The organism is Phenylobacterium sp. (assembly GCF_004799395.1).
GTDB lineage: Bacteria > Pseudomonadota > Alphaproteobacteria > Caulobacterales > Caulobacteraceae > Phenylobacterium.
Window position 1 is genome coordinate 1 of sequence record NZ_SSMZ01000316.1, and the last position, 26309, is coordinate 26309.

The window sequence follows — 26309 nt, forward strand, 5'->3', positions numbered from 1 at the left end:
CGACGACGTCATAGAGCGTCTTCAACGACCAGTCGGACTTGACCGCCAGGTGGGCCTTGCCCGCCGTCTCGCCGCCACCGACGTGGTAGGTGATCGGGAGCGAACCGCGGAAATTCGCCGGAGCCACCGGACCGTCCAGCGACTGCAGCAGCACCTGGGCGTCGCCGTAGGAGATCGGCAGGCAGGGAATCTTCAGGATGACGGGGGCGTCCTTGCGGTCGAGCCGCTTGGCGTCCTTGGTCGCGCCGACGCCCGGCGTCAGTGGGTCTCCGGGGTAGATCGGCATATCTGCCACCGAGCCGCGCTGGAAGCCGTGGGGCGGCCGCGCCGCGCCCTTCGGATAGACGTCGTCGGTGGCGTAGCCGTCGTCCTTCGGATCGGAATAGATCAGCGCGCCGGCTGCGCCGTGCATCTGGGCCAGCAGGGGCTTCAGCCCGCGCCAGCCGCCGCCATAGCGGGTGATGACGATCTTGCCCTTCACCGAGATGCCCATGCGCTCCAGCGCCAGGTAGTCTTCGGGCATGCCGTAGTTGACGTAGACCAGTGGCGCAGTGACGTCGCCGTCGCCCTGGAAGGCGACGTAGGCCGGCAACGCGTCCTTGGTGTAGGTCGGTTGATCGCCGGGGATCGGCGGCTCGGTCAGGGTGGCCTTGAAGCCCGCGCCGGGGCCGGCGACCAGTTCCAGGGCTTCGCTGATCGGCGTCGGATAGAGCACGTCGAAGGTCTCGATCTTGGCGTCCCAGCCCCAGGACTTGAGCTGGGCGGCGATCCATTCGGCGTTGGTCTTGTCGTGGGCTGATCCCACATGGTTGGGCTCGGAGGCGAGTCGCTTAAGCCAGGTCCCCATCTCGGCGGGGTCGATCTGGGCGTCGAACTTGGCCTCAAGCGCCTTGGAGTCCATCGGCGGCGCGGGCGCGGCCCAGGCGGTGGTCACCGCGCCGACGGCGCAGGCGGACAGAAGGGCGGCTAGGCCGTGACGACGTTTCATGAAAATGCACTCCCCGGGAAGGCCGGGAAACTAATGCGGCGATTCAGAAATTCGCAAGCGTTTGCGGCCGGCTCGGAACAAATTTCTGAATCATTGGACGCATGGGGAAGTTTTGGTTTTCTGGCATGCTTCTTGGACCCGAAGTTCGCTCAGCGGCAGACCATCCGACGGCGAACTTCAGGTCCAGCACGCCAGCCGCTTCTCGCCCCCGGCGCCAAGGCTTGGTAAGTCAGCCACGAAGATTGCTGACTCGGCCCGGAGACCCTGCCCGATGACCGCACGCGCCGCCGTAATCCTTGCCGCCGGACAAGGCACACGGATGAAGTCCGCCCTGCCGAAGGTGCTGCACAAGGTAGGCGGCCGCGGCCTCTTGGAGCGGGTGATCGACACCGTCGAAGCGACCGGCTGCGAGAAGATCGTCGTGGTGGTGGGGCCCGGGCCTTCGGCGGTGCGTGACCTGGTGGTTCGCCGGCTGGGCGAGGGCGCGGTGGCGGTTCAGGACCCGCCGCGTGGCACGGGGCACGCTGTGCTGGCCGCGCGCGAGGCCCTCGCCGGCTTCGCTGGCGACGTGCTGGTGACCAACGGCGACTGCCCGCTGCTGACGCCGCCGGACCTCGAGCCGCTGTTCGAACTGCGCGGGCAGGGCGCGGACCTCGCCCTGCTGGGGTTCGAGCCGGCCGACGCGCTGCTCTACGGGCGGATGATGATGAACACCTCGGGCGAGGTCGGCCGCATCGTCGAACCAAAGGACGCGAGTCCCGCCGAGCTGGCGGTCCGGACCTGTTACGCCGGCATGCTCTGCGCGGCCAAGGACAGGCTGTTCGGCTGGCTCGACCGCACCACCAGCGACAACGCCAAGGGCGAGTACTACCTCACCCAGATCGTCGAGCTCGCCGCCGCCGACAAGGCCGCGACCCGCGCCGCCGTCGTCCCGGAGGGCGCGGTCATGGGCTGCGACACGCCCATGCAGCTCGCCCAGGCCGAGCGGATTTTCCAGGACCGCCGCCGCGCCCAGGCGCTTGCGGACGGCGTGGCCATGCTGGCGCCGGAAACCGTACACTTCTCCTACGATACCGAGATCGCCGCCGGCGTGACCGTCGAGCAGTTCGTGGTCTTCGCCCCCGGCGTGACCGTGGAGAGCGGCGCGGTCATCCGGGCCTTCAGCCATCTGGAAGGCGCCTATGTCCACGCGGGCGCCCTGATCGGCCCCTACGCCCGCCTGCGCCCCGGCGCGGACATCGGAGAGGACGCTCACATCGGCAACTTCGTCGAGGTGAAGAAAGTCGCCGTCGGCAAGGGCGCCAAGGCCAACCACCTGACCTACCTGGGCGACGGCACGGTGGGCGCGGGCGCGAACATCGGCGCCGGGACCATCTTCTGCAACTACGATGGCTTCGACAAACACGAGACCCACGTGGGCGAGGGGGCCTTCATCGGCTCCAACACCGCGCTGGTGGCGCCGGTCACCGTGGGCGCGGGCGCCTACACCGGGTCCGGGTCGGTGATCACCAAGGACGTCGCGGCCGACGCATTGGCCGTGGAGCGCTCGCAGCAGGTCGATCGCGAAGGCTGGGCCGCCAAGTTCCGCGCCCGCAAGCTGGCCGCGCGCGCCGCCAAGCAGGCGCAATCCGCCAAGAGGGTTGGGTCTTGAGCTCTGCGGACGACCAGAAGCGCGCGGCGGGCGCGGCCGCGGCCGAACTGGTGGCCGACGGCATGGTCGTGGGTCTTGGCACCGGCTCGACCGCGGTCTGGTTCGTGAAGGCCCTGGCCGCGCGAGGCCTCAACCTGACCTGCGTGGCGACCTCCCAGGCGACTGCCGATCTGGCCTCAAGCCTCGGTCTGAAGATCGCCGAGCTGGGCGAGACCAAGGCCATCGATCTCACCGTCGACGGCGCCGACGAGATCGGCCCGGGCCTGTCGCTGATCAAGGGCGCAGGCGCGGCCCTGCTGCGCGAAAAGCTGGTCTGGGAGGCCTCTGGCCGCTGCGTGGTCATCGCCGACGCCGCCAAGCAAGTGGCGGTGCTGGGCAGCAAGTTTCCCCTGCCGATTGAGGTGGTCGCCTTCGGGCACAAGACCACGGCGCTTCGGATCTGCGACGTGCTGAGCGAATTCGACATCGCCATGATGCCCCGACTGCGGACCAGGGACGGCGCCCCCGTGCGAACCGACGGCGGCAACCTCATCTATGACGCAGCTTGCGGTCGGATCGAGGAGCCGGCGGCCCTGGCGGCGGCGCTGAAGAGCGTCACCGGAGTGGTCGACCACGGCCTGTTCCTCGACCTCGCCGACCTGGCGTTGATCGGCGCGGACGGCGGCGTCATGACACTCGAGCCCTGAGCGATCCGGGCGAAGGAAGGAGGCCCTCGTTGGCCAAGTACGACTACGACCTCTTCGTGATCGGCGCGGGCTCCGGCGGGGTGCGCGCGGCGCGCCTGGCGGCCATGTCCGGCGCCAGGGTGGCGGTCGCCGAGGAGCACCGCGTTGGCGGCACCTGCGTGATCCGTGGCTGCGTGCCTAAGAAATTCATGGTCTACGCCTCGGAATTCTCACATCATTTCAAGACAGCCAAGAGCTACGGCTGGTCGATCGAGGGCGCCAAGTTCGACTGGGCCTACTTCCTGGAAGAGAAGGACAAGGAGATCGCCCGGCTTTCCGGCATCTACGTTCGGAACCTGCAGAACGCCGGCGCTGAACTGGCTCACGGCAAGGCCCGCCTGACCGACGCCCACACGATCGAGATCGACAAGGCCGGAACCAAGACCGCCGACAAGATCCTGATCGCCACCGGCGGGCGGCCCTGGATGCCGAAGAATCTGCCCGGCGCGGAGTTCGCGATTTCGTCCAATGAAGCCTTCCACTTGACCGAACTGCCCAAGCGGATCGTCATCGCCGGCGGCGGCTATATCGCCGTGGAGTTCGCCGGCATCTTCAACGGCCTGGGCGTCGACGTGACCCTGGTCCACCGCGGCCCCAACGTCCTGCGCGGCTTCGACGACGACGTGCGCAGCCACCTCACCGAGGAGATGGAGAAGCGCGGCGTCAAGGTGATGCTGGGCGCCCAGCATGCCGCGATCGATAAGACCGCCGGCGGCCTGACCAGCCGGTTCTCCGACGGCCACGAGGTCGAGAGCGACGTAGTGATGTTCTGCTTGGGCCGCGAACCCTACGTCGAAGGCCTGGGACTGGAGGCCGCCGGCGTGAAGCTGACCGATAAGGGCGCAGTGGCCGTCGACGAGTACTCGAAGACCAATGTCGCGAACATCTGGGCCGTCGGCGATGTCACCGACCGCATCAACCTCACCCCAGTGGCGATCCGTGAGGGCCAGGCCTTCGCCGAGACGGTCTTCTACGACCGGCCCATGGCCTTCGACCATGAGACGGTGGCCTCGGCCGTGTTTTCCCAGCCGCCGATCGGTTCGGTGGGCCTGAGCGAAGCCGATGCGCGCAAACAATGCGGCAAGGTCGACATCTATCTGGCCCGGTTGAAGCCCATGAAATATGCCTTCGGCGGCGACGAGCGTTCGCTGCTGAAGCTGGTGGTGGATTGCGCGACCGAGAAGGTCGTCGGCTGCCATGTGGTCGGGCCCGATGCGCCGGAGATGATCCAGATGGCTGCGATCGCCATCAAGATGGGCGTCACCAAGACCCAGTGGGACGCCACCTGCGCGGTCCACCCGACGCTGGCCGAGGAACTTGTGACCATGCGCGAGAAGTACGTGCCGCTCGGCCTGGGACAGGTGGCTTGAGCTCGCTTCACCAGAGCTCCGGAGGGTCAGTCCCGCGCGACGCGCGGTCCGGCGAAAGCGGCTGGCTGGGGGTCTGGTGCGGCTGGGTCTTTGTCGGTGTGGCGGCGATCACCCCGTTGCTGGCCTGGTTGTGGCCGCGGGAGTTCTGGCTGGCGCCGGCGCTGGCCGGCCTGCTCTGCCTGCCCGCCGCGCGGCTGCGCGACGAGGACCGGCCGGTGGCCGTGATCCTGTTCGCCGGCCTGCTCTGGGCGGCGGTCTCGACGCTGTGGAGCCCGTTCCACGCCACCCGGCTCGACAATTCCACGGTCCTGAAGCTGACGTTCCAGCTGCCGCTCTATGGCAGCGCGATCCTGGCGGCCCGCCGGCTGGACCCGGTGCTGAAGCGTCGCGCGCTGAACGTGCTGGCCTGGGGCTGTGCGCTGTTCGGCCTGATCCTGCTCGCCGAGGGCGCGACCCACGGCGCAGTCTACAAAGCGCTCCGCCAGGTCTACGGGCCGCTGCGCTACGACTTGGCCGAGGCCCGGATCGGCCACTCCACCTACCTGATCGGGGTGATCTGGCCGCTGGCGGCCTATGGCGCGGCGCGGCGTTTTCGGCCTTGGCTGGCGCTGGCCATGTTCGCCGGCACCGGCGCGGCGGCCGTGACCTTCGGCTCGGACGCCCCGGTCCTGGGCCTTATCCTGGCGCCGGTGACGGCGCTGATCGTTTGGCGCCTGCCGAACCTGGGGCCGAAGCTCCTGGCCGCGGTCGCCGTGCTGCTGTTCCTCTCCATGCCGGGCCTGGTCTGGGCGGTTCGCCACTTCGCCGACTATGGCGCGCTCCAGGCCGCGTTGCCCAAGACCGACTCCATGCGCCTTGGCTACTGGAGCCACGCCATCGACTGGATCGGCGCCCAGCCGCTACGCGGCTGGGGCCTCGACGCCAGCCGCATGTTCGGCCCCGGCATCAATCTGCACCCGCACAACAATCCGCTGCAGGTCTGGATTGAGCTGGGCGCGATCGGCGCGGTGCTGGCCGCGGCATTCTGGGGCGTAGCTCTCACCCGCCTGTCGCGGCCCGCGCCCAGCCTTGCGGCGGCGGCGGCGGCGGCCTGCGCAGCGGTCTACCTGCTGTTCGGCGTCAACTTCGGTGTCTGGCAGGAGTGGTGGCTGGGCCTTGGCGCGATGGTCGCCATGCTGGCCGTGATGAACGTGCCGGTGCGCGAGGCGGATAGCTCAGCCCTGTAAGCATCGACCTTCACCCCTATCTTGGAGTAGAACGCCCGGCTTCCCCGCTGGCGTCGGGGCGCGGAGTTGGAGCTATGACGGAACACTGGACACCGGCCTCCTGGAGATCGAAGTCCGCCAAGCACATGCCGCAGGACTATCCGGACCTCGCCGCGCTCGCGAAGGCCGAGCAGGCGCTGCGCGCCATGCCGCCCCTGGTGTTCGCCGGCGAGGCGCGGCGCCTGAAGAGTTTGCTGGCGGACGTGTCCGAGGGGCGCGCGTTCCTGTTGCAGGGCGGCGATTGCGCCGAGAGCTTCAAGGAATTCCACGCCGACAACATCCGCGACACCTTCCGCCTGATCCTGCAGATGGCTGTCGTGCTGACCTTCGCCGGCGGAAAGCCCGTCGTGAAGGTGGGCCGGATGGCCGGCCAGTTCGCCAAGCCGCGCTCGGCGCCGACCGAGACCATCGGCGGGGTCACCCTGCCGTCCTACCGCGGCGACATCATCAACGGCATGGAGTTCACGCCCGAGGCCCGTACCCCCGACCCGCAGCGAATGATCCAGGCCTACAGCCAGTCGGCCGCGACGCTGAACCTGCTGCGCGCCTTCGCGACCGGCGGCTACGCCGACCTGCACAACATCCACCGTTGGACGCTCGGCTTCGTCGCCGACAGCCCGCAGGGCGCGCGCTACCGCGAGTTCGCCGACAAGATCAGCGAGACGCTGACCTTCATGGAGGCGGTTGGCGTGACGCCGGAGAGCCACCCGAGCCTGCACCAGGTGGAGTTCTTCACCAGCCACGAGGCGCTGCTGCTCAACCTTGAAGAGGCGATGACCCGCGTCGATAGCACCACTGGCCAGTGGTACGACACCTCCGCCCACCTGGTCTGGATCGGCGAGCGCACCCGCGACCTGGACGGCGCCCACGTGGAGTTCTTCAAGGGAATCAAGAACCCCATCGGCGTGAAGTGCGGCCCGACGATGGAGGCCGACGACCTCCTGCGCCTGGCCGACGCGCTTTCGCCCGCCAACGAGCCTGGCCGCCTGACGCTCTACGGCCGCTTCGGCGCAGGCACGATCGACAAACGCCTGCCGGCCCTGCTGCGCGCCACCAAGGCCGCCGGCAAGTCCGTGGTCTGGGCCATCGACCCGATGCATGGCAACACGCTGACCGCCAACAATGGCTACAAGACCCGGCCGTTCGAGCGCATCCTGTCGGAGGTGAAGTCCTTCGTGGAGATCTGCAAGGCCGAGGGCGTCCACCCGGGCGGCGTCCACCTGGAGATGACCGGCCAGAACGTCACCGAATGCACCGGCGGCGCCCGCGAGGTCACCGAGGGCGACCTGGCCGACCGCTACCACACCCACTGCGACCCGCGCCTCAACGGCGAACAGGCCCTGGAACTGGCCTTCCTGGTGGCGGAGAAGCTGAAGGACGAGCGGCTGGACACGGCGCGGCGCGCGGCGGCGGGCGGGGCGAACTGACACCGCTCATCCCCAGATAGGCGGGGACCCAGGATTTCACCGTTTTCGAAGGCGGTTTGAGGGGACGAGATGACCGGCTATCCGCGCCGATCCCTGCTGCTGACCCTCGTGGCCGCCGTGGCCACGGGCCCGGCCGCAGCGGCTGAGCCCGCGCCCGTCATCACCCTCTTCGGGGATTCCATCGCCGCGGGCTACGGCCTTGCCCCGTCCGACGGGCTCGCCAGCCAGCTCCAGGCGGCGCTCTCCAGCCTCGGAATCCAGGCGCTCGTGCGCAACGCCGGCCTTCCGGGCGACTCTTCCCCGCACGGCCTGGCGCGCCTGAACGGATCGGTGCGCAAGGACACCACCCTGTGCATCGTCGAGTTCGGCGGCAACGATCGCCGCCTGGGCTATCCCGAAGCCCTGACCCGCGACAGCCTGGAGGTCATCGTCAAACAGCTGAAGGACCGTGGCGTCACCGTCGTCCTGGCGGGGATAGGCGCGGGCGAGCGCGGCGAGCTCTACCGCCAGCTCGCCGAGGCTGAGCACGTCGCGCTCTACCCCGACCTCTTCGCCGGCGTCGGCCCGGACCTGCGCCAGCCGGACGGCGCGCACCCGAACGCCGCCGGCGCGAAGATCATCGCCAGCGGATTGGCGGCTGTGGTCGCAGACGCGTTGCGCGCGCGGCAGGGCGGGTAGGCGGCGACATCCCGGCCCATCCCCCGTGCAGGCGGGCTCCCACGAGATCGCACCGTCGGAAGGGGCGCAGTTCACCGTCTCCTGGTAAATTGACAGCAAGACTTGCAAGTTTTCCTGTTTATATCAGAATGGAGTCCATGAGCGCCTCGCCGGGCACGTCCATATCCGTGGAAGTGGCCGTCACCGAACTCTCCCTGGCGATCGGACAGCTCCTGCGGCGGCTGCGCGCGGAATCGAACCCGGACGAGCTGACCTGGTCGCAGACCGTGGCGTTGTCGCAGCTGGAGAGGGCGGGTTCGATGACGACGGCGGATCTCGCACGCGCGGAATCGGTGAAGCCGCAGTCCATGGGCGCCACGCTGGCTGAACTGGAGCGGGAGGGCCTGGTCGAGCGTCGGCCTCATCCGACGGACGGTCGCCAGGTTCTGTTCGCCCTGACGGACGATGGGCTTGGGGCGCGGCGAAAACGCAGCGCCGCGAAACAGACATGGCTGCTCGCCGCCATGGCCAAGCTCGATCCCGGCGAACAGCAGACGCTCATCTCCGCGGCGGCCCTGATCAAGCGCCTGGGCGAAGGCGACTCCTAGGCGGGCCCCAGGACCGGGGCCGGCTCGACGCACAAGACCGCAACGCGCGGCTTGGCCGCCATCCAGATCACCAAGAGGAAAACGCCGTGACCGTGACCACCCTCGACCCGAAGACCGCGCTCATCGTCGTCGATCTCCAGAAGGGCATTGTTTCGCTCGCCGCAGGACCTTCGATGGACGGTGTGGTGAAGCATGTCGCAGCGCTGGCGGAGGCCTTCCGCGGACATGGCCTGCCGGTCGTGCTGGTCAATGTCGCCGGCCTTGCGCCCGGCCGGACGGAGCAGCCGAGGGTCCATCGGGAATTTCCCGCCGGCTGGACCGATCTGATCCACGAGCTGAACCGGCAGCCGCAGGACCACGTCGTGACGAAACACACGCCGGGCGCCTTCACGAACACGGGTCTTGAAGCCCATCTGAAGGGGTTGGGGGTCACCCAGGTCGTGATCGTCGGCGTCGCCACCAGCAATGGCGTCGAGGTCACCGCACGCCAGGCCTATGAGCTCGGCTTCAATGTCACCCTCGCGACCGACGCCATGACCGACTTGCACGCCGACGCCCACGCCCACAGCATCGCGCGGGTTTTCCCGAGGATCGGCGAGACCGGCGCGACGCAGGAGATCATCGATCTTCTGGAAAGGAGGGCCTGATCATGAATTGGCTTCACGACCTATCCTACCTCTTCGGCGGGGCTTTCCTGGCGAACGCCGTTCCGCATTTCGTCAGCGGCGTGATGGGGCAGCCCTTTCAGAGCCCGTTCGCCAAGCCGCCGGGTGAAGGTCTTTCATCCTCGACGGTGAACGTGCTCTGGGGGTTTGCGAACTTCGTCATCGCCTACCTGCTCATCGCCCGTGTGGGTAATTTCGATCCGTACGCCGCGGATCAGGTCATCGCCCTTGGCGCGGGCGTCCTGCTGATGGGCGTGCTGTCCGCACGTCTGTTTGGGCGGTTCCACGGCGGCAATGACCCGCGGGCCTGACGACCAAGCCAGTTCGACCGGCCATCAAGCCACGTCACATGCGGCGTCGGCTGATCTTACAGGTATCCACCGGTCGTTGTGCCTTCCGCGTCACCCCGCGCGGCGCTGGGCCGAGCGGGATCAACCTCGGCTTGCTATTTTTGACTCAGGCGCCAGTCTCCGCCCCTCTTTGAAAATCAGGTTTCACGCCCATGGACCGTCCCCCGGCCCAGGCGTCCTCCGTGTCGGGAGGGCGCGTCCTTCCTGTCCGGACCGAACTGGCCGAGCTCCTGAAGCTCTCCGGGCCGGTGGTGATCTCGCGCCTGGGCATCATGGCGATGGGGCTCTGCGACGCCATCGTCGTGGGCCGCTATTCGGCGACCCAGCTCGGCTATCACGCCCTGGGCTGGGCGCCGTCCAGCGTGGTCGTGACCATGGCCATCGGCCTGCTCTCCGGCGTGCAGGTGATGACCGCGCGCGCCATCGGCGAGGGGCGGCGGAATGAGACAGGCGCGGTGCTGCGCCGCGGCGTCGCCTACAGCCTGTGGATCGGCCTGATCTCCATGGCGGTCCTGGCGCTGACCGGGCCACTGTTCCTGCACGCGATCGGTCTTGAAAAGAGCCTTGCCGACGGGGCGAGCCGGGTGCTGCTGGTCTTTTGCCTGTCGCTGCCGGGTTACGCCCTGAGCGTCAGCGCCAGCTTCTGGTTGGAGGGCTTGTCGCGGCCCGGCCCGGGGGCCTGGGCCATGTGGATCGCCAACCTGGTCAACCTGGCGCTGGACCTGATCCTGGTGCCGGGCCACTTCGGACTGCCGGCGCAGGGAGCCATGGGCGGCGCCTGGGCGACCACGGGCGCCAGGACCTTCCTGGCGGTCTTCATGCTGGGCTACATCGCGCTGATGCCGGAGGCGCGCGCGCTGGGCGTGTTCGACAAGGCGCCCCGCGACCGCGCCGCCGAGGCCGAGCAGCGGCGGATCGGCTTCGGGGCGGGCGCCTCCAATTTCTTCGAGGTCGCGGCCTTCTCGAGCATGAACATCATCGCCGGCTGGATCGGCGGCCTGGCGGTGGCGGCCTGGGCGATCGCGCTGAACGTGGCGGCGATCGTCTTCATGGTCCCGCTTGGGCTGTCGACCGGCGCCGCGGTGCGGGTCGGACGCGCCTATGGCGCGCGCGAGCCCCGGGGCGTGATCCGCGCGGGCCTGGTGGCTTTCGGCGTGACCGGGGTGTTCGGCGCACTGGTCGGCCTGGTGGTCTGGCCCAACGCCGCCCTGATCTCCAGCGCCTATACGGAGAACCCGGCGACGCTCGCCATGGCGATCCCGGCGCTGGTCCTGTCCTGCTTCATGTATTTCCCGGATTCGCTGCAGGTGGTCGCGGCCCAGGCGCTCAGGGCGCGCGGCGACGTCTGGCTGCCCACCGGCACGCACTTGACCAGCTACATCGTGATCATGGCGCCGCTCGCCTGGTGGTTGGCGATCCCGCGGCACATGGGCCTGATCGGGATCGTCTGGGCCGTGGTGATCGCCAGTGTGATCTCGGCCGTGCTGCTGCTGGGCCGGTTCTGGATGCTGAGCCGGCGGGGTTAGGCGCCGGCGCCGAGGATCCAGCCCTCTTCGCGCTCGGCGTCGAGCACGGCGTCGGCAGGGGTCGCCTTGGGCGGGCCGAACAGATCGCCGAGCTTGCTGGCCGCATCGAGGCGCGCGAAATGCTCGGCGAGCGTTCGGACCTGCATCAGGTCCTTGACCTCGCCCGCCGCGCCCTGCGGCGCGATCAGCGAGGGATAGACCTCGGCGAACACCACATCGACACCGGCCAGGTCGGCCTCGGTCATGGACTTGAATCCGGTCTCGAAGGGCCAGACCCTGGCGGCGTCGCCCCGGGCGTCCTTCAGGCGCCGCACCAGGGGGATGCCCATGATCGCCTGGCCGCCCACAGAGCCGTTGTAGTAGGTCTTCCAGATCGACGCCGCGCCCTTCGCCACGAGTTCGGCATGCCGGAATTCCGGCAGGTCGTCGGGGCCGTGCGGCCGCAGCTTCGTGGCGGTCAGCGTGGTCTGCACATCCTTCGCCGGCGCGCCCCAGAAGGGGAACGCCTCGCCGGTCAGCAACCGGTTCAGCTGCGCCGCCACATTGAAGCGGTTGTTGACGTTGGTGGGCTTGTCGACGACCCGCTTGCCAAGTTCGTCCCAGGCCGCGCGCCAGGGCTCGCCCTTCAGCTTCATCGCGCCCGCGAACCCGCGCGGGAAGCCCAGCGGGAAGTCGAAGCCGACAAGCACCCGCTCGGAGCGCTTCTTCAGATCGGCGAGGACGGCGTTCAGGCGGGTCTCGGCCTCGGCGCGGGTCGCGGCGTTGAACCCCTCGAAGGCCAGGCGGAAGCGCACGTCGGGCTTCAGGACCCCGATCCAGACGGAGTCCGCCCCGGTCGTCGGCTTCGACGCCGCGCTCCAGTCGACGATCACATAGGCGCTGAAAAGGCGCGGCACAGGGGCGGGCTCCGGACTCGGTGGACGAGGGGTTCTAGCCCTTCACCTGTGACGGGCCAATGGCGCTAGGCGAGCTTGACCAGCATCTTGCCGAGGTTCTCGCCGTTGAAGAGGCCGATGAAGGCGTCGGGCGCCTTTTCGATCCCTTCGAAGACCGTCTCTTTCCAGCTCACCTTGCCCTCGGCGACCCATTGCGAGAGGTCGGCGATGTAGGCCGGCATCATCCCGAAGTGGTGGGAGACGATGAAGCCTTCCATGCGGATGTTGCGGCCGATCAACTGGGCCAGGTTCGAGGGGCCGGGCTCGGGCTTAGTGGCGTTGTAGATCGAGATCATCCCGCAGATGGCGAAGCGGGCGAACAGCTTGGCGTTGTTCAGCGCGGCTTCCAGATGGGCGCCGCCGACGTTGTCGAAATAGACGTCGATGCCGCCGGGGGCCGCGGCGGCCAGGGCTGCGTTCAGGTCCGTCTCGGCCTTGTAGTCGATGACGTGGTCGACCCCGATGGATTTCAGATAGGCGACCTTGTCCGCGCCGCCGGCCGAACCGACCACCGTGTGGCCTTTGGCCTTGGCGATCTGGCAGACCATGGCGCCGACCGCGCCCGCCGCGCCGGAGACGAAGACCACGTCGCCGTCCTTGAGCGCCGCGACCTTCAGCAAGCCCGCGTAGGCGGTCAGGCCCGGCATGCCCGCCGCGCCAAGGAAGGCCTGGACGGGCAGCTTCCCCGGGTTGAGCTTTTGGACCGCGCTGGCCGGCGCATTGAAGCCCTCGCGCCAGCCGAAGCCGGATTGCACCAGATCGCCCGCCTTGAAGGCCGGATCGTTGGAGGCCACGACCTGGCCGATCGCGCCGCCGTCCATCGCCTTGCCCAGCTGGAAGGGCGGGGCATAGCTTTTCACGTCGTTCATCCGCCCGCGCATGTAGGGGTCGACCGTCATCCAGAGGTTCTGCACCTGGATCTCGCCCGTCGCGGGCGCCGCCAGCTCGACCGTCGCCAACTCGAAGTTGTCATGGGTGGGCAGGCCCGACGGCCGGCTCTTCAGGCGGATCTCGCGGACTTTGGTCATGGCGTTGGGACTCCCTCGGACCCTGCTGGCCCGTTCAAACAAATGTTTAGCTCGGGCCCTGGGTGGCGTCGAGGGCCGTGACCTGTTAGGCGGCGGGCCCAGTTCGGAGGCTTTCCATGGCTGAGTCCCCCAATGCCTGAATCGTTAAGGGGCGGCGTGATCGGCGCGGGCGTGTTCGGCGGCTACCATGCGAACCAGTACGCCCGGCTGCCCGGCGTGGTGCTCTCTGGGGTCTTTGACGTGCACCCCGACCGCGCCGCGGCTGTCGCCATGCCCCTGGGCGGTCGCGCCTTCGCCGACCTGGCCGAGTTCCTGGACGCGGTGGACGTGGTGACCGTGGCCTCGCCGGCGACCTTCCATGCCGAGCATGCCCTGGCGGCGCTTGCGGCCGGCAAACACGTCTATGTCGAGAAGCCCATCGCCACGAGCGTCGCCGACGGCGAGAGGGTCCGCGCGGCGGCGGCGGCCAAGGGCCTGATCGTCGCCTGCGGCCACCAGGAGCGGGTGCAGTCGCGCGCCATGGGCCTGCTGGACATCCCGGAGCAGCCGCTGCGACTGGAGGCCTTGCGCCACGGTCCGCCGTCGGACCGAAGCCGCGACGTCTCGGCGATCCTCGACCTGATGATCCACGACATCGACCTGGCGCTCGCCATCTCCGCCGCCGATCCGGTGACCGCGGAAGGCGAGGGGCGATTGAGCGGCGACGGCGTCTGGGACATCGCCCGCGCCGAGGTCTCCTTCGACGACGGATTCACGGCCCTGTTCGACGTTTCCCGCCAGGCTGCGGCCCGCAACCGGACGATGAAGATCGTCTATCCCTCCGGCGAGGTGGCGATCGACTTCGTCGCCCGCACGCTCAGCAACACCACGCCCTTCGCGCTGAACGCCGACTACGCCGACACGCCGGCCGGCAAGGATCCGCTGGGGGCCAGCGTCGAGGGCTTCCTGATGGCGGTGCGCGGCGAGGCGCCCCGGCCGATCGTCAACGCGGAGGAGGCGATCCGCGCCCTCGACCTGGCGCTGGCCATCGAGCAGGGGCTCGCGGGCTGAGCCGATCGGCGCTAGCGTCCGGCGTTTTCCGAAACGGAGCCCGCCATGAGCAGCGCCTACGACTACGAGTTCAAGACCATCGACGGCGCGCCCCTGCCGCTGACAACCTTCAAGGACAAGGTGGTGCTGGTGGTGAACACCGCCTCGGCGTGCGGGCTCACGCCGCAATACGACGGGCTGGAGAAGCTCTACTCCGACTACAAGGACAAGGGGCTGGTGGTGCTGGGCGTGCCCTGCAACCAGTTCGCCGGCCAGGAGCCGGGGACCGAGGCCGAGATCAAGGCCTTCTGCGAGACGAAGTTCAACATCGACTTCCCGCTGACCGCGAAGGCCGACGTCAAAGGTGACAGCGCGCACCCGTTCTACAGGTGGGCGCAGGCCGAGCTGGGCGAGCCGGCCGTGCCGGTGTGGAACTTCCACAAGATCCTGATCGGCAAGCACGGCGAGGCGATCCAGGCCTTCGGGCCGCGCACTGAGCCCGAGGCCGCCGAGATCATCGCGGCGATCGACAAGGCGCTTTAAACGGCGGGCGCCGCGCGCGTCCCGCGTTTGCCGCGAACGGCCAGGTCGACGGCAAGCAGGCGGTTCTCGCCCTCCATCCGCAGGTTGACGCCGGGCATCCACATCATGGCGCAATAGTCGCCGAGCGTGTCCTCGACGGCGCGGCTGAAGCCTTGCGCGTCCTGGGCTTTGTTCATCTGCAGCTTGCCCATCCGCAGGACCTCGGGGCTGTTCTGCGCCACCCGTGCGGCCCAGGCGAAGGTCTCGCGCTGCAGCTCCGCCTTGGGCAGGACCCGGTTCACCAGACCGTACTGCGCGGCCTCGGCGGCGGAGATGAAGCGGCTCTCGAAGATCAGTTCCTTGGCGCGGCGGATGCCGATGTCCCAGGGGATCGACATATATTCCACCATCCCAGCCAGGAACTCGGCGTCCTCGGCGGCGAACACCACGTCCATGGCCGCGGCCAGCATCCAGCCCGCGTAGATGCAATAGCCCTCGACCATCGCGACGGTGGGCTTGGGGAAGTTTCGCCACTTCAAGAGCAGGTCCAGATTGTACTTCTTGAACTGATCGTAGGTCTGGATTCCCGGCTTGGCGCCCTGGGCGTTGCGGTAGGCCATGCCCTCCTCGGTGCCGAGGTCGTGGCCGGTGGAGAACACCCCGCCGGATCCGCGCACGATCACCACACGCACGGCCTCGTCGGCTCGGGCCAGGTCGAAGGCCTGGTCGATCTCGTCCAGCATCCGGTAGCTCTGGGCGTTTCGATAGGTCGGCCGGTTGAGGGTGATGACGCCGACGCCCTCATTTGTGGCGTAGACGATGTCGTGGAATGTCACCTGGGCGTTCCCCTTTGCTTGGTTGGGCCGACTATAGGGCGGCATGACCCGTTCCAGCCAGATCGTCGCCGACAGCCTGGAGCTTCTGGCCGAGCGGGCCGGCGACCCCTGCTACGCCGTCTATGCGCACCTGTTCGCCGCCTATCCCGAGATGGAGACGTTGTTCGTCCGCGACACCACAGGCGCTGTGCGGGGCGAGATGCTGGCGGTGGCGTTCCAGTGCCCGCTCGACCTGGAGGGTCCCTATGCCGCCAACCTCATCGCCTGCGAACGCGTGAGCCCAACCAGGCTTCATCTCAAGGTTTGTGCGCTAAAGCACAGGGCGCCCCATGAAATGGACCGTCGAGACCCTGGGAGCCGTGGTCGATGCCGAGATCGCTGCGCGGCCCAAGGACATGCAGGCGTCCTTCCTGCGTCTGGCTGAACGTATCGAAGCCGTGGGCCTGGAGCGGATTGGCGAGCTTCACGTCAAGCATCTTCAAGACAAGCTTTGGGAGATGCGGTTTGGCGGACGCGATGGGATAGCCCGAGCCATCTAGGTTACCGCGGTCGGCCGTCGAGTTGTCGTGGTGCATGCGTTCGTGAAGAAGACCCAGAAAACACCCCGCGCGGCCCCGGCGTTGGCGGAGCGCCGAGCAAAGGAGATCAAGCCATGACCAGCCTCGTGAAGCTTCGGCAGAAACTGCTGACCGACCCCGAGGTCAAAGCCGAGTATGACCGGCTCGGGCCCATCTTCGCTGTTGTCGGCGAGATGATCGAGGCGCGGCAGGCGGCCGGTCTGACACAAACAGAAATCGCGACCCGAATGGGCACCTCTCAATCCGTGGTCGCGCGCCTGGAAAACGCCCGCCACATGCCGACATTCGAGATGATTGCCCGCTATGCAGCCGCGATCGGTCGTCGTCTTGATATCCACCTCGTGCCGAGCAGCGGCGAGCATGGCGCCTCGCAGGCTTGGCAGTAGCTGGATCTGTTTCGCGCCGCCGAGGCCAGCCCAACACCCTCGCATCGCCTGCCCGAGGGTCTGCGAGCCTTATGTTCTTTGTTTGTGCCAGCTTGCGTGTTCTGGCGAACAAACGTTGAGGTGAGTCCAGGCGTCGGCGTGCCGTCCGAAGCGTTCGGCCGCTTCTTCCCGTTGCTCGCAGAGACCTGCCGCGGCCTTCTGGGCGAGGCGTGGACGGCGCAGATCGAGGCGGCCTGGCGCGATGCGTTGGCGCGCGTCGCCCGCCTCACACCGATCTAGTCTGGGACAACGAGAGGCCGCCCCTGCGAAGGGGCGGCCTCCGTATCTGCGTCGCGGCTGGCGTCAGAACTTGTAGTGGACCTCGAAGCCGTAGGTGCGCGGCGGGGTCAGGTCATAGGCCGGAGCCTGGGTGAAGCCGCCGCCGCCCACAGGGGCTGCGATCGGATAGCCGCCGGCGGCGGCGTCGTAGCCCAGGGTGTCGAACAGGTTCCGCACGTAGGCCACGAGCTCGTACTTGTCATGGTTGCCCTGCCAGGTGGCCCGCAGGTCAACCTGGTTCCAGCTCGGCGCCTCGTCGTAGGCGCGCACGAAGACCGAGTCGTAGGACTTGTCCTTCCAGATATAGCTTCCCGAGAGGATCAGTTGGCCGGGGTCGAAGACGAAGGTGTAGTTGGCGTTGAAGGCGACCTTGTTCTTGGGCGCCTGCGGCAGGGGGTCGCCGCTCACCGACTGGGCGCCGGTGGCCCCGACAGGTCGCGCGCCGAGCGCGATGGCTCCCGGGTCCGCCACGTCCACGAGGCAGGTTCCCGTCGCCACGCCGCCTACGAGACTGCACCCTGACTGAATGCGGGTGTCGTCGAAGCCGTAGACCAGGCTCAGGTTGAGATGCTCAACCGGGTTCCAGATGGCGGTGAATTCGATCCCCTTGGAGATCGCCTTCGGGATGTTGATGAACTCGGTCACGGTGATCGCGCCCACCGGCACGCCGATCGGAATCTGGGCGTCCTCGTAGTTGTAGTAGAAGGCGTCGGCGTCGAGGACGAAGTTGCCCATGGTCTTCTTGAAGCCGACCTCGAAGTCGTCGACGTGTTCGGGGGCCGCCTCGACGTTTGCGCCAATGTAGCCGGCGTTGAAACCGAACGCCTTGTAACCGCGGTTGTAGCGGCCATAGACGAGGGTCTGCGCGTCCGGCGTCCAGGAGATCCCGGCGGTGCCGGTGAAGGCGCTGGAATTGTCTTTCAGGCACCGCACGTCGTCGCCGGCGTATTTGCCGGTCAGTTGCAGGGTCGGCAACGAGCAGGTGCCCTTGCTGGGCGTCTGGCTGACCTGGACCGGGGTGATGTCCACCGCCGGCAGCAGCGAGCCCAGGTTCTCTGCGCTGACGGCGGCGGAGAGGTCCTGGAAGGCGATGTAGCGGGCTTCTTCCTGGCCGTGTTTCTCGTCATAGGTGTAGCGCAGGCCCGCGGTCAGCTTCAGCTGGTCGGTGACCTTCCAGTCGACCTGGCCGAAGGCGGCGGTCGAGGAGATGTGGTCCTGATAGTCGAGCAACAGATAGTTGAGGCTCGGATTCGGCGGCGCCGGCAGGCCGGGCGCCGCTGGCGCCGGCGCCGCGATCTGCGGTTGGTTCGGCTCCTGGAAAGTCTCTGGGTTGTTGTCGATTTCGTCGTACCGGTAGAAGCCGCCGATCCATTGGACCGGGCCTTCGGTCGTTGAGGAGAAGTCGAATTCGTGGCTCGACCAGTCGGGGTGCGCCTCATACTGGAAGATCTGCTGCGGGTGGACGGTAAGCGGCGTGCAGATTGGCGGCCCGAGCGTTGCGCAGGTCCCCCCGGGCGCCAGCGGAATCTGGTAGGCGGTGACTGGTGAGTTGTCGTTGTTGAAATAGGCTGTGTGAAGATTGTAGTGATATTGGCTGTATCCGCCGATGTACTTCAGGTCCCATCCGTCGAAGTGGTGGGTCCAGTGCAGGGTGATCGTCGGCGCCGCGTTGACGACGATGTTGGTCGACACGGCGTGGGCGAAGGTGCGGATGTTGTTGATGGCCGGGTTGTCGGTCAGGCCTGTCGGGATGCCCTGGACCGAGCCCGGCACGGCCCCGCCGCCGAACGGGAAGTTCGGGTTGAACACCAGCTGGCCCGGCTGGGTCAGCGAGGTGTCGTAGTGGCCCGTGGTCGGGATGCCGAGCAGGCCGCCCGGACCGCCACGGTCGTTGTCGAACCACACCGCATAGGCGTCGAGCCAGATGTCGTCCTTGTCGGTCTTGTATTCGAGTTGGGCGTCGACATAGGGATCGTGGCGGACATCGCCCTCGGACGGACCTGTCAGGTTCTTGAAATAACCCTCGGTCTGGTCGAGGTCGTAGAAGCTCAGGCGGTAGTTCAGCCCGCTGATGCCCGTGGGCCCGCTGACCGTGCCTTCGAACTTCGTGAAGCCGTAGTTGCCGACGATGGCGCGGACCTCGCCGCCGAAGTCCTCGGTCGGGCGCTTGGAGATGGTGTTGATCAGGCCGCCGACGGCGTTGCGTCCATAGAGAGTGCCCTGTGGGCCCAGCAGCACCTCGACCTGATCGATGACCATGTCGTCACGGCCGACCAGGTAGGTCGAGTTGGAGAAGAAGTCGTCGTAGTAGACCGCGACGGCCGAGTCCGAGAGGTAGATGTTGTTGTTACGGGCCAGGCCCCGCATGACCGGCCGATCCAGCTGGCTGGAATAGGTGAGGCCCGGCGTGAAATTGGTCATGTCCTGGACTGTCGTGATCCCCTCCAGGGCGCGTTCGCGCGCGCTGAAGGCTGTCACGGCGACCGGAACGTCCTGAAGGTTCGCCGAGCGCCGCTCGGCGGTGACCACAAGTTCTTCGATGGTGCTGCTAGGCGCCGCAGCCGCCGCGGTGGTCGGGCGAGTCTGCGCGTGCGCTGTCGTTCCGAGCGCGACGGCCAGCAGGGCGCTAGACGCCAATAGAGAGCGTTTCCAGGGCATTCGTAGTCCTCCCAGCGTTTCTTTTGACGCTATTGGCTGCGCCTGACGGGCACGCTGGAGGCGCAACCTGGAAGCGTCAACAGCCGAGCCGTTAGTTATCGTCGATAACTAACTATAGGTCAGTCAGGATTGCAGATGAGACACAGGGTTCGCGAGGGCGGAATGCGCCGCGCCGGCTCTGGAAGCTGCGTTGTGCAGTGCAAAACCGTGACAACCTGACACGGCGACCACCAGGCATTCATTCTATACGCTGTATCAAGCGCTCGAATATTTGAAATCTGAACAAACCGGAATTTCGAATTTCATCTTTTCTTGTTGGAAAACGCCCGCTTACGGAATACCGCTGTTACGGGGGCACAACGCACCGGCGCGATCAAGGTTCCAAATGCAACCGGCGCGCGCCATCGGCGTTCGCGCGAAAGCCGGCGGGGCCTTTCCTGCGTTGCGCTGCACGCTTAAGGAACGGCCTCGATCAGGAGGTCCATTCGATGCATCGCAAGCCGGACGGAAGCTGGGACAAGACCAGGCTGCCCAGCCGTCACGTGACCGAGGGGCCCAGCCGGGCGCCGCACCGCTCTTACTACTACGCCATGGGTCTCGGCAGCCGTGAGATCGCCCAACCCTTCGTGGGCGTGGCCTCCTGCTGGAACGAGGCCGCGCCCTGCAACACCGCGCTGATGCGCCAGGCGCACGCGGTGTCGGAGGGCGTGAAGGCCGCAGGCGCGACCCCGCGGGAGTTCTGCACCATCACGGTCACCGACGGCATCGCCATGGGTCACGAGGGCATGCGCTCCTCGCTGGTGAGCCGTGACCTGATCGCCGACTCGGTCGAGCTGACCATGCGCGGCCACGCCTATGACGCCCTGGTTGGCATCGCCGGATGCGACAAGTCCCTGCCGGGGATGATGATGGCCATGCTGCGGTTGAACGTGCCGTCAGTGTTCCTCTACGGCGGTTCGATCCTGCCCGGCTCGTGGCAGGGCCGCGACGTGACCGTGGTCGACGTGTTCGAAGGCGTCGGCATGCATTCCGCTGGCCGGATGAGCCTGGAGGACCTCTGCAGCCTGGAGCAGGTCGCCTGCCCGTCGGACGGGGCCTGCGGGGGGCAGTTCACCGCCAACACCATGGCCTGTGTCTCCGAGGCCATCGGTCTTGCCCTGCCGCTCTCGGCTTCGCTGCCGGCGCCCTATCTGAGCCGCGACGCCTATGCGGTGGCCTCGGGCGAGGCGGTGGTCCGGCTGATCGCGACGGGCCTGCGTCCCCGCGACATCGTCACCCGCAAGTCCTTCGAGAACGCCGCGGCCGTGGTCGCGGCGACCGGCGGTTCGACCAACGGCGGTCTGCACCTGCCGGCCATGGCGCACGAGTGCGGCATCGAATTCACCCTGCGCGACTTCGCCGAGATCGCCGCCCGCACGCCGCACATCGCCGACATGAAGCCCGGCGGCCGGTTCGTGGCCAAGGACATGGGCGAGGCGGGCGGCATGCCCATGCTGCTGAAGACCCTGCTCGAGGGTGGCTACATCCACGGCGACTGCATGACCGTGACCGGCAAGACCATCGCGGAGAACCTGACCGAGGTGGCCTGGCGCGACGACCAGGAGGTGATCCGCCCGGTCTCCAACCCGCTGTCGCCGACCGGCGGCGTGGTGGGCCTGTGGGGCTCGCTCGCCCCCGACGGCGCCATCGTCAAGGTGGCCGGCATGACCTCCCATCGCGCGCACCGCGGGCCGGCCCGCTGCTTCGACGGCGAGCAGGCCTGTTTCGACGCCGTGGAGGCCGGCGCCTACGAGGACGGCGACGTCCTGGTGATCCGTTATGAGGGCGCGCGCGGCGGACCCGGGATGCGCGAGATGCTGTCGACCACGGCGGCGCTTTCCGGCCAGGGCCGCGGCGACAAGGTGGCGCTGATCACCGACGGCCGCTTCTCCGGCGGCACGCGGGGCCTCTGCGTCGGCCACATCGGGCCGGAGGCCCAGATGGGCGGACCGATCGCGCTGATCAAGGACGGCGACATCATCGCCATCGACGCTGACGCGGGGACCATCGAACTGGAGGTCGATCCCATCGAGCTGGAGAACCGCCAACGCCATTGGGAGCCGCGCAAGACCAACTATGGCTCGGGCGCGCTCTGGAAGTACGCCCAGATGGTGGGCCCGGCCCACGAAGGCGCGGTGACCCATCCGGGCATGGCCGGCGAGACCCACGTCTACGCGGACATCTGATGAAGACCATCGGGCTGATCGGCGGGATGAGCGCGGAGAGCACCACCGTCTACTACCAGCTGATCAACCGGCTGGTGCGTGAGCGGCTGGGCGGACTGCATTCGGCGCAGATCGCCCTCTGGTCGCTGGACTTCGCCCCCATCGCCGAATTGCAGGGGATGGATGACTGGGCGGCGACGGGGCGCGTGCTGGCGGATGCTGCGCGGCGGCTGGAAGGCGCGGGCGCCGACACGGTGCTGATCTGCGCCAACACCATGCACCTGAACTACGCCGAGGTGGCCGCCGCGACGTCCAAGCCGGTGATCCATATCGCCGACGCGACGGCCGAAGCGCTGAAAGCGAGGGGCGTGACCAAGGCCCTGTTGCTGGCCACCCGCTTCACGATGGAGAAGCCGTTCTACTCCGAGCGGCTGGCGGCGCAGGGCATCGCGACCATCACCCCTCCCAAGGCCGACCGCGATCGTCTGCACGCCATTATCTACGACGAACTGGTGGTGGGCGTGATCACCGAGGCCTCCCGCACCGCGGTGCTGGCGATGATCGACGAGGCCAAGGCCACCGGCTGCGACGGGATCATCTTCGGCTGCACGGAGATCGGCCTGCTGCTCGACGTCGCCGCCATGCCGCTTGCGACCGTCGACACCGCCGTCGCCCATTGTGAAGCCGCCGTGGATTTCGCTCTGGCCTAGCCGCAGGCGCGGCGCGACACTCCTCTGCGACGCGGGGAGGCGAGGCGCATGAGATGGGACGATCGAAGCCGTCGGGGGTTCCTCGGTCTGGCGGGCGCCGGCCTGGCCGCGCCCTGGGCTCGCGCCGCCGCCGGCGCCGCATCAGAGGACGCCGACCTCGTGGTCCTCAACGCCAAGGTGCTGACGGTCGACGCCCAGGCGCCGCGGGCCCAGGCCTTCGCGGTGCGGGGCGGACGCTTCATCGCGGTGGGGCGTAACGAAGACATCAGGCCGCTGATCGGCAAACGCACCCAGACCTTCGACGCCCAGGGCATGACCGTCACCCCGGGCTTCATCGATTGCCACAACCACGCGCCGGGCGAGACGCTGCTCTACGACGTCCTGGTCGGCAATCCGTTCGAGGTCGAGTTCGTCACCATCGACAGCATCGTCGAGAAGCTGCGCGCCCGGGCCCAGACCTTGCCGCCGGACACCTGGGTCAGGGGCGAGTTCTACGACGATATCAAGGTCAAGGACGGCCGCCTGCTCAACGTCCACGACCTGGACCGGGTGTCGACGACGCAGCCCGTCGGCGTGCGCCACCGCGGCGGGCATACGATGTTCTACAATTCCAAGGCCCTCGCCATGGCCGGGGTCACCAAGGCGACCCCGGACCCGCCGGGCGGCACCTACGACAGGGGCCCCGATGGCGAGCTCAACGGCCGCGTCACCGACAACGCCAGCCGCCCCATCGAAGCGATCGGCCTGCGCCAGACCTTCACGCCGCAGGAGGCCGCGCGGCGCGGCCGGGACGGCCAGGCGCACATGTCCAAGCAGTTCGTGCGTTACGGCCTGACCAGCGTCCACCACGAGGGCGGGGATCTCGCCGCCCTGCAGGACATCCGCGCGCGGGGCGATCTCAAGCACCGGGTCAGCTACGAGCCTCAGGCCCTGGTCATGGAGGCGATGATCCGTTCGGGCCTGCAGACCGGCTTCGGCGACGAGTGGATCAAGCTCGGCGCGACGTCGGAGCACCTGGTTGACGGCTCGTTCTCCGAGCGGACCATGGCGATGAGCCACGCCTATCCCGGTGTCTCGCCGCCCTATTTCGGCAACCTCACCGAGACGCCGGAGGTGCTGAACGCCTGGATCGAGCGGGTGCACCGAGCGGGGATCGACGTGAATTGCCACGCGAATGGCGATGTGGCGATCGACCGTGTGCTGACCGCCATCGAGCGCGCCCAGAAACTCTATCCCCGCCCCAACGCGCGGCCGAAGATCACCCACTGCACCCTGCTGAACCCCTCGCTAATCGCGCGGATCAAGGCGGCGAGCGTCGTGCCGGCGGTGTTCTCGACCTACGCCTACTACAACTCCGACAAGTTCCCGTTCTATGGCGAGGCGACCATCCGCAACGCCATGGCGTTCCGCGACCTGCTGGACGCCGGCGTGCCGGTTTGCGCGGGCTCCGATTTCAATCCGGGACCGTTCTCGCCGCTGATGGCCATCCAGGCGATGGTCACGCGCAAGGGCTGGGACGGGAAGGTCTGGGGCGCCAACCAGAGGATCACCGTCGACGAGGCCCTGCGGGTCAACACCCTGAACGGCGCTTTCGCCTCCCACGAGGAGACGACCAAGGGCTCGATCGCCCCCGGCAAACTGGCTGATTACGTGGTGCTGGCAGACGATCCGCATACGGTCGATCCGGACAGGATCAAGGACATCAAGATCGTGCACACGGTCACCGGCGGCGCGACGGTCTATCAAGCCTAGCTACGGTAGGGCGCGGCGGTCCTCGGCCTCGTCGTCTTCGTCCCACGGCGCCTCATCGTCGTCCTCGTCGGCGAGGCGCGAAAACAGCGGAGCAAGCGGCGGGAAGGGCTCCCGTTCGAACTCCGGCTCCGGCTTCGACTCAGGCGGCGGCGCGGGGCTCGCCACCACCGGGGCTGGTGCGGGCGCGGCGGCGCGCTTGGCGGCCATCGGGCGTCTCAACAGCGCCTCGATCCTGGCCAGCCAGCGGTTGGCCTCGGCGATGGCCTCTGCGGGCGCCAGCTCGTCGCGGCGGCCCTCGTCCTCCGGCAGCCACAGGTCGAGGATGAAGTCCGGCTGAGCCAGGTCGTCGAACACCAACCTGAGCGCCACCCGCTCGGCGGCGTCGAAGGCCTCCAGCGCCTTGCGCGCCTCGCCGCGATGGACCCGGCCGGTGACCAGGCCGTCGACGATCACTTCGGCGCCCATCAGCTCGTCGAGCGAATAGACCAGGCCCCAGGCGCCGGCGTCCCAGACCACCGCGCAGCGATTGGTCGTGAAATTGAACCCCATGCCCTTGCCGCGCCCCAGCGCCGGCAGGAAGCCGTGCAGGTCGCCTTTCAGCACGGTCTTCAGGCCCCGCTGAATCCGGCGGCCTTCGTTCATCCGCCAGCGGGCGATCCCGGCCACCAGGGTGACCAGAACGCCAGCGACGCCGAGCAACGCCAGGAGCCGGGTCACCTCGTCCATGGCGGACAGGCTAAGCCCCTTGGCTGAGTCTGCCCAAATCGGCGTTCGCTAAAGGTCCAGTTCGATGACCAGCGGCACGTGGTCGGAGGGCTTGTCCCAGCTCCTCACGTCGCGATGGATAGTCACTCCGCTCAACAGGTCGGCGGCCTGGGGCGAGAGCAGGGCGTGGTCGATGCGGATGCCGTTGTTCCGCTGCCAGGCGCCCGCCTGATAGTCCCAGAACGTGTAGGCGCCGGGGCTCCCATCCGCCTCCAGGAAGGCGTCGGTCAGGCCCAGGTATTTCAACACCCGGAACGCCTCCCGCGTCTGCGGGCGGAACAGGGCGTCGCCCTCCCAATTGGCCGGGAACTCCGCGTCGCGCGCTTCGGGAATGACGTTGTAGTCGCCGGTCAGCACCAGCGGTTCCTCCAGGGCCAGCAGGTCCTTCGCGTGGCGGGTCAGCCGGCCCATCCAGTCCAGCTTGTAAGGATATTTTTCGCTGTCCACCGGATTGCCGTTGGGCAGGTAGATGGAAGCGACGCGCACCGGCCGGGGTCCGGAAATCACCGCCTCGAGATAGCGCGACTGCTCCTCCTCGCCCGGGTCGGGCAGGCCGCGGCGGACGTCTTCCATCGGCGTCTTCGAGAGCAGGGCCACGCCGTTATAGGACTTCTGGCCGTGGACAGCGACGTTATAGCCCAGCCGCTCGAACGCCTCGGCCGGGAACTTCTCGTCGACGCACTTGATCTCCTGCAGGCAGGCGACGTCCGGCTGAGCGGCCTCGAACCACTTCAGCACCGTCTCCAGGCGCGCATTGACCGAATTGACGTTCCAGGTGGCGATGCGCATCCCAAGTCCCAATCAACCGCTCATCCCCGCTGCAGGGGGACGTGAGGCCTTTTCGATTGCTGCGCCACGTCCTGCAAGGGCGCAGGCTATTTCCGTGTCATCGTCAGCGGCAGGGGCGCGCCCTGGCTCCAGGTTCCGGCCAGTGTCTTGCCGTCCGCCGACAGCTTGGCCGTCAACTCGCCGCCGACCGCCAGGAACAGCACGGAGAGCTGACCGCCCTCGGTCTTCACCGCCGTCGCCGGAATGGTCGCGCCCTGGTCGAGGCTGTTGAGCTCGCCCGTTTCCTGCCCGTCCACGGTCTTCAGGTGCAGCTCCAGCCGCAACTTCTGACCCTGGACCTCCAGCGTGCCGGCCCAGTCGCCGTCGTAGGAGGGAGGCTGGGCCGCGGCGGGTCCGACGATCGCCGCCGCCACCAGCAGCGCGAGCCCAATGCGCCTGGCGCGCGAGACAAGATGCATGGCGGCCTCCCTCCCGTTGTTGCGAACCAGAGTTATGCGGCCGGCGAACCGGCGCAAGCCGAACCTTGGTTTGGGGCCTGTCGGCGCCGGGTCAACTGTGGCAGCATCC

The 26309-nt window shown here is 67.9% G+C and carries 25 protein-coding genes and 1 pseudogene; 18 read left to right on the forward strand and 8 right to left on the reverse strand.

All coding sequences use genetic code 11. The features are described 5' to 3' along the window. On the reverse strand, window positions 1-988 hold a 988-nt coding region (locus E8A12_RS20180; protein WP_293372178.1), incomplete at its 3' end, for a PA domain-containing protein. 271 nt (window positions 989-1259) lie between these two features. On the opposite strand from E8A12_RS20180, the gene glmU reads away from it, so the two are divergent. The 10 genes from glmU (at window position 1260) to E8A12_RS20230 (ending at window position 11232) form a co-directional block, all read left to right on the forward strand. Continuing rightward, window positions 1260-2639 carry a bifunctional UDP-N-acetylglucosamine diphosphorylase/glucosamine-1-phosphate N-acetyltransferase GlmU gene (glmU, locus tag E8A12_RS20185; protein ID WP_293372180.1) on the forward strand — a complete coding sequence of 460 codons (1380 nt, stop codon included), beginning with the start codon at window positions 1260-1262 and terminating at the stop codon, window positions 2637-2639. Next, window positions 2636-3325, forward strand: coding sequence for a ribose-5-phosphate isomerase RpiA (gene rpiA / locus E8A12_RS20190; protein ID WP_293372182.1), 690 nt, complete (start codon window positions 2636-2638; stop codon window positions 3323-3325). Before glmU ends, rpiA begins: the two co-directional genes overlap by 4 nt. 29 nt (window positions 3326-3354) lie before the next feature. Next, window positions 3355-4734: a glutathione-disulfide reductase gene (gor, locus tag E8A12_RS20195; RefSeq protein ID WP_293372184.1), complete on the forward strand. Its 1380-nt coding sequence runs from the start codon at window positions 3355-3357 to the stop codon at window positions 4732-4734. Continuing rightward, the gene (locus tag E8A12_RS20200; protein WP_293372186.1) at window positions 4731-5960 is read left to right on the forward strand and encodes an O-antigen ligase family protein; all 1230 of its coding nucleotides are present in this window, start codon (window positions 4731-4733) and stop codon (window positions 5958-5960) included. Before gor ends, E8A12_RS20200 begins: the two co-directional genes overlap by 4 nt. 74 nt (window positions 5961-6034) lie before the next feature. Further along, complete coding sequence (locus E8A12_RS20205; RefSeq protein WP_293372188.1) at window positions 6035-7426, forward strand: class II 3-deoxy-7-phosphoheptulonate synthase; 1392 nt, start codon at window positions 6035-6037, stop codon at window positions 7424-7426. Between the two features lie 69 nt (window positions 7427-7495). After that, window positions 7496-8104 carry a GDSL-type esterase/lipase family protein gene (locus E8A12_RS20210; protein WP_293372216.1) on the forward strand — a complete coding sequence of 203 codons (609 nt, stop codon included), beginning with the start codon at window positions 7496-7498 and terminating at the stop codon, window positions 8102-8104. Between the two features lie 137 nt (window positions 8105-8241). After that, complete coding sequence (locus tag E8A12_RS20215) at window positions 8242-8691, forward strand: MarR family transcriptional regulator (protein WP_293372218.1); 450 nt, start codon at window positions 8242-8244, stop codon at window positions 8689-8691. An 86-nt stretch (window positions 8692-8777) separates the two neighbouring features. Then, complete coding sequence (locus E8A12_RS20220; protein ID WP_293372220.1) at window positions 8778-9338, forward strand: isochorismatase family protein; 561 nt, start codon at window positions 8778-8780, stop codon at window positions 9336-9338. A gap of 2 nt (window positions 9339-9340) precedes the next feature. After that, on the forward strand, window positions 9341-9667 hold the full coding sequence (locus E8A12_RS20225) for a hypothetical protein (RefSeq protein WP_293372222.1): 327 nt from the start codon (window positions 9341-9343) through the stop codon (window positions 9665-9667). Between the two features lie 191 nt (window positions 9668-9858). Further along, window positions 9859-11232 carry an MATE family efflux transporter gene (locus E8A12_RS20230; protein ID WP_293372224.1) on the forward strand — a complete coding sequence of 458 codons (1374 nt, stop codon included), beginning with the start codon at window positions 9859-9861 and terminating at the stop codon, window positions 11230-11232. Here E8A12_RS20230 and E8A12_RS20235 read toward each other — a convergent pair. Beyond that, window positions 11229-12128, reverse strand: coding sequence for a cobalamin biosynthesis protein CbiG (locus tag E8A12_RS20235; RefSeq protein WP_293372226.1), 900 nt, complete (start codon window positions 12126-12128; stop codon window positions 11229-11231). The two genes, E8A12_RS20230 and E8A12_RS20235, sit on opposite strands and share 4 nt — an antisense overlap. 65 nt (window positions 12129-12193) lie before the next feature. Next, on the reverse strand, window positions 12194-13195 hold the full coding sequence (locus E8A12_RS20240) for an NADP-dependent oxidoreductase (RefSeq protein ID WP_293372228.1): 1002 nt from the start codon (window positions 13193-13195) through the stop codon (window positions 12194-12196). A gap of 132 nt (window positions 13196-13327) precedes the next feature. Here E8A12_RS20240 and E8A12_RS20245 point away from each other — a divergent pair, with 132 nt between their 5' ends. Both E8A12_RS20245 and E8A12_RS20250 read left to right on the forward strand, forming a co-directional pair. After that, window positions 13328-14245, forward strand: coding sequence for a Gfo/Idh/MocA family oxidoreductase (locus E8A12_RS20245; RefSeq protein WP_293372230.1), 918 nt, complete (start codon window positions 13328-13330; stop codon window positions 14243-14245). 45 nt (window positions 14246-14290) lie between these two features. Beyond that, complete coding sequence (locus E8A12_RS20250) at window positions 14291-14767, forward strand: glutathione peroxidase (protein WP_293372232.1); 477 nt, start codon at window positions 14291-14293, stop codon at window positions 14765-14767. On the opposite strand, the gene E8A12_RS20255 is transcribed toward E8A12_RS20250, so the two are convergent. Next, window positions 14764-15582, reverse strand: a complete 819-nt coding sequence (locus tag E8A12_RS20255; protein ID WP_293372234.1) for an enoyl-CoA hydratase-related protein — start codon at window positions 15580-15582, stop codon at window positions 14764-14766. The genes E8A12_RS20250 and E8A12_RS20255 overlap by 4 nt on opposite strands. Before the next feature lie 329 nt (window positions 15583-15911). Here E8A12_RS20255 and E8A12_RS20260 point away from each other — a divergent pair. The 3 genes and pseudogenes from E8A12_RS20260 to E8A12_RS20270 all read left to right on the forward strand — a co-directional run bounded on the left by E8A12_RS20260 (window position 15912) and on the right by E8A12_RS20270 (window position 16825). After that, window positions 15912-16238: pseudogene (locus E8A12_RS20260) on the forward strand (type II toxin-antitoxin system RelE/ParE family toxin). Further along, a complete protein-coding gene (locus E8A12_RS20265; RefSeq protein ID WP_293372236.1) occupies window positions 16235-16546 on the forward strand; it encodes a helix-turn-helix transcriptional regulator in 312 nt (103 codons plus the stop codon). The pseudogene E8A12_RS20260 and the gene E8A12_RS20265 overlap by 4 nt, the downstream one beginning before the upstream one ends. 138 nt (window positions 16547-16684) lie before the next feature. Then, window positions 16685-16825, forward strand: a complete 141-nt coding sequence (locus tag E8A12_RS20270; protein ID WP_293372238.1) for a hypothetical protein — start codon at window positions 16685-16687, stop codon at window positions 16823-16825. A 63-nt stretch (window positions 16826-16888) separates the two neighbouring features. Here the strand turns inward: E8A12_RS20270 and E8A12_RS20275 are convergent, their stop codons facing one another. Next, window positions 16889-19522, reverse strand: coding sequence for a TonB-dependent receptor (locus tag E8A12_RS20275; protein ID WP_293372239.1), 2634 nt, complete (start codon window positions 19520-19522; stop codon window positions 16889-16891). 488 nt (window positions 19523-20010) lie between these two features. On the opposite strand from E8A12_RS20275, the gene ilvD reads away from it, so the two are divergent. The 3 genes from ilvD to E8A12_RS20290 are packed head-to-tail and all read left to right on the forward strand — an operon-like array spanning window position 20011 to window position 24188. Continuing rightward, complete coding sequence (gene ilvD / locus E8A12_RS20280; protein ID WP_293372241.1) at window positions 20011-21747, forward strand: dihydroxy-acid dehydratase; 1737 nt, start codon at window positions 20011-20013, stop codon at window positions 21745-21747. Beyond that, window positions 21747-22436: an aspartate/glutamate racemase family protein gene (locus E8A12_RS20285; RefSeq protein ID WP_293372243.1), complete on the forward strand. Its 690-nt coding sequence runs from the start codon at window positions 21747-21749 to the stop codon at window positions 22434-22436. Before ilvD ends, E8A12_RS20285 begins: the two co-directional genes overlap by 1 nt. 48 nt (window positions 22437-22484) lie before the next feature. Next, the gene (locus tag E8A12_RS20290; protein ID WP_293372245.1) at window positions 22485-24188 is read left to right on the forward strand and encodes an amidohydrolase; all 1704 of its coding nucleotides are present in this window, start codon (window positions 22485-22487) and stop codon (window positions 24186-24188) included. Here the strand turns inward: E8A12_RS20290 and E8A12_RS20295 are convergent, their stop codons facing one another. From E8A12_RS20295 to E8A12_RS20305, 3 genes are all read right to left on the reverse strand, one after another. Continuing rightward, window positions 24189-24914: a hypothetical protein gene (locus E8A12_RS20295; protein ID WP_293372247.1), complete on the reverse strand. Its 726-nt coding sequence runs from the start codon at window positions 24912-24914 to the stop codon at window positions 24189-24191. A 48-nt stretch (window positions 24915-24962) separates the two neighbouring features. Further along, a complete protein-coding gene (xth, locus tag E8A12_RS20300; RefSeq protein ID WP_293372249.1) occupies window positions 24963-25742 on the reverse strand; it encodes an exodeoxyribonuclease III in 780 nt (259 codons plus the stop codon). Between the two features lie 86 nt (window positions 25743-25828). Further along, window positions 25829-26200: a hypothetical protein gene (locus E8A12_RS20305; protein ID WP_293372251.1), complete on the reverse strand. Its 372-nt coding sequence runs from the start codon at window positions 26198-26200 to the stop codon at window positions 25829-25831. Window positions 26201-26309: the final 109 nt, after the last annotated feature.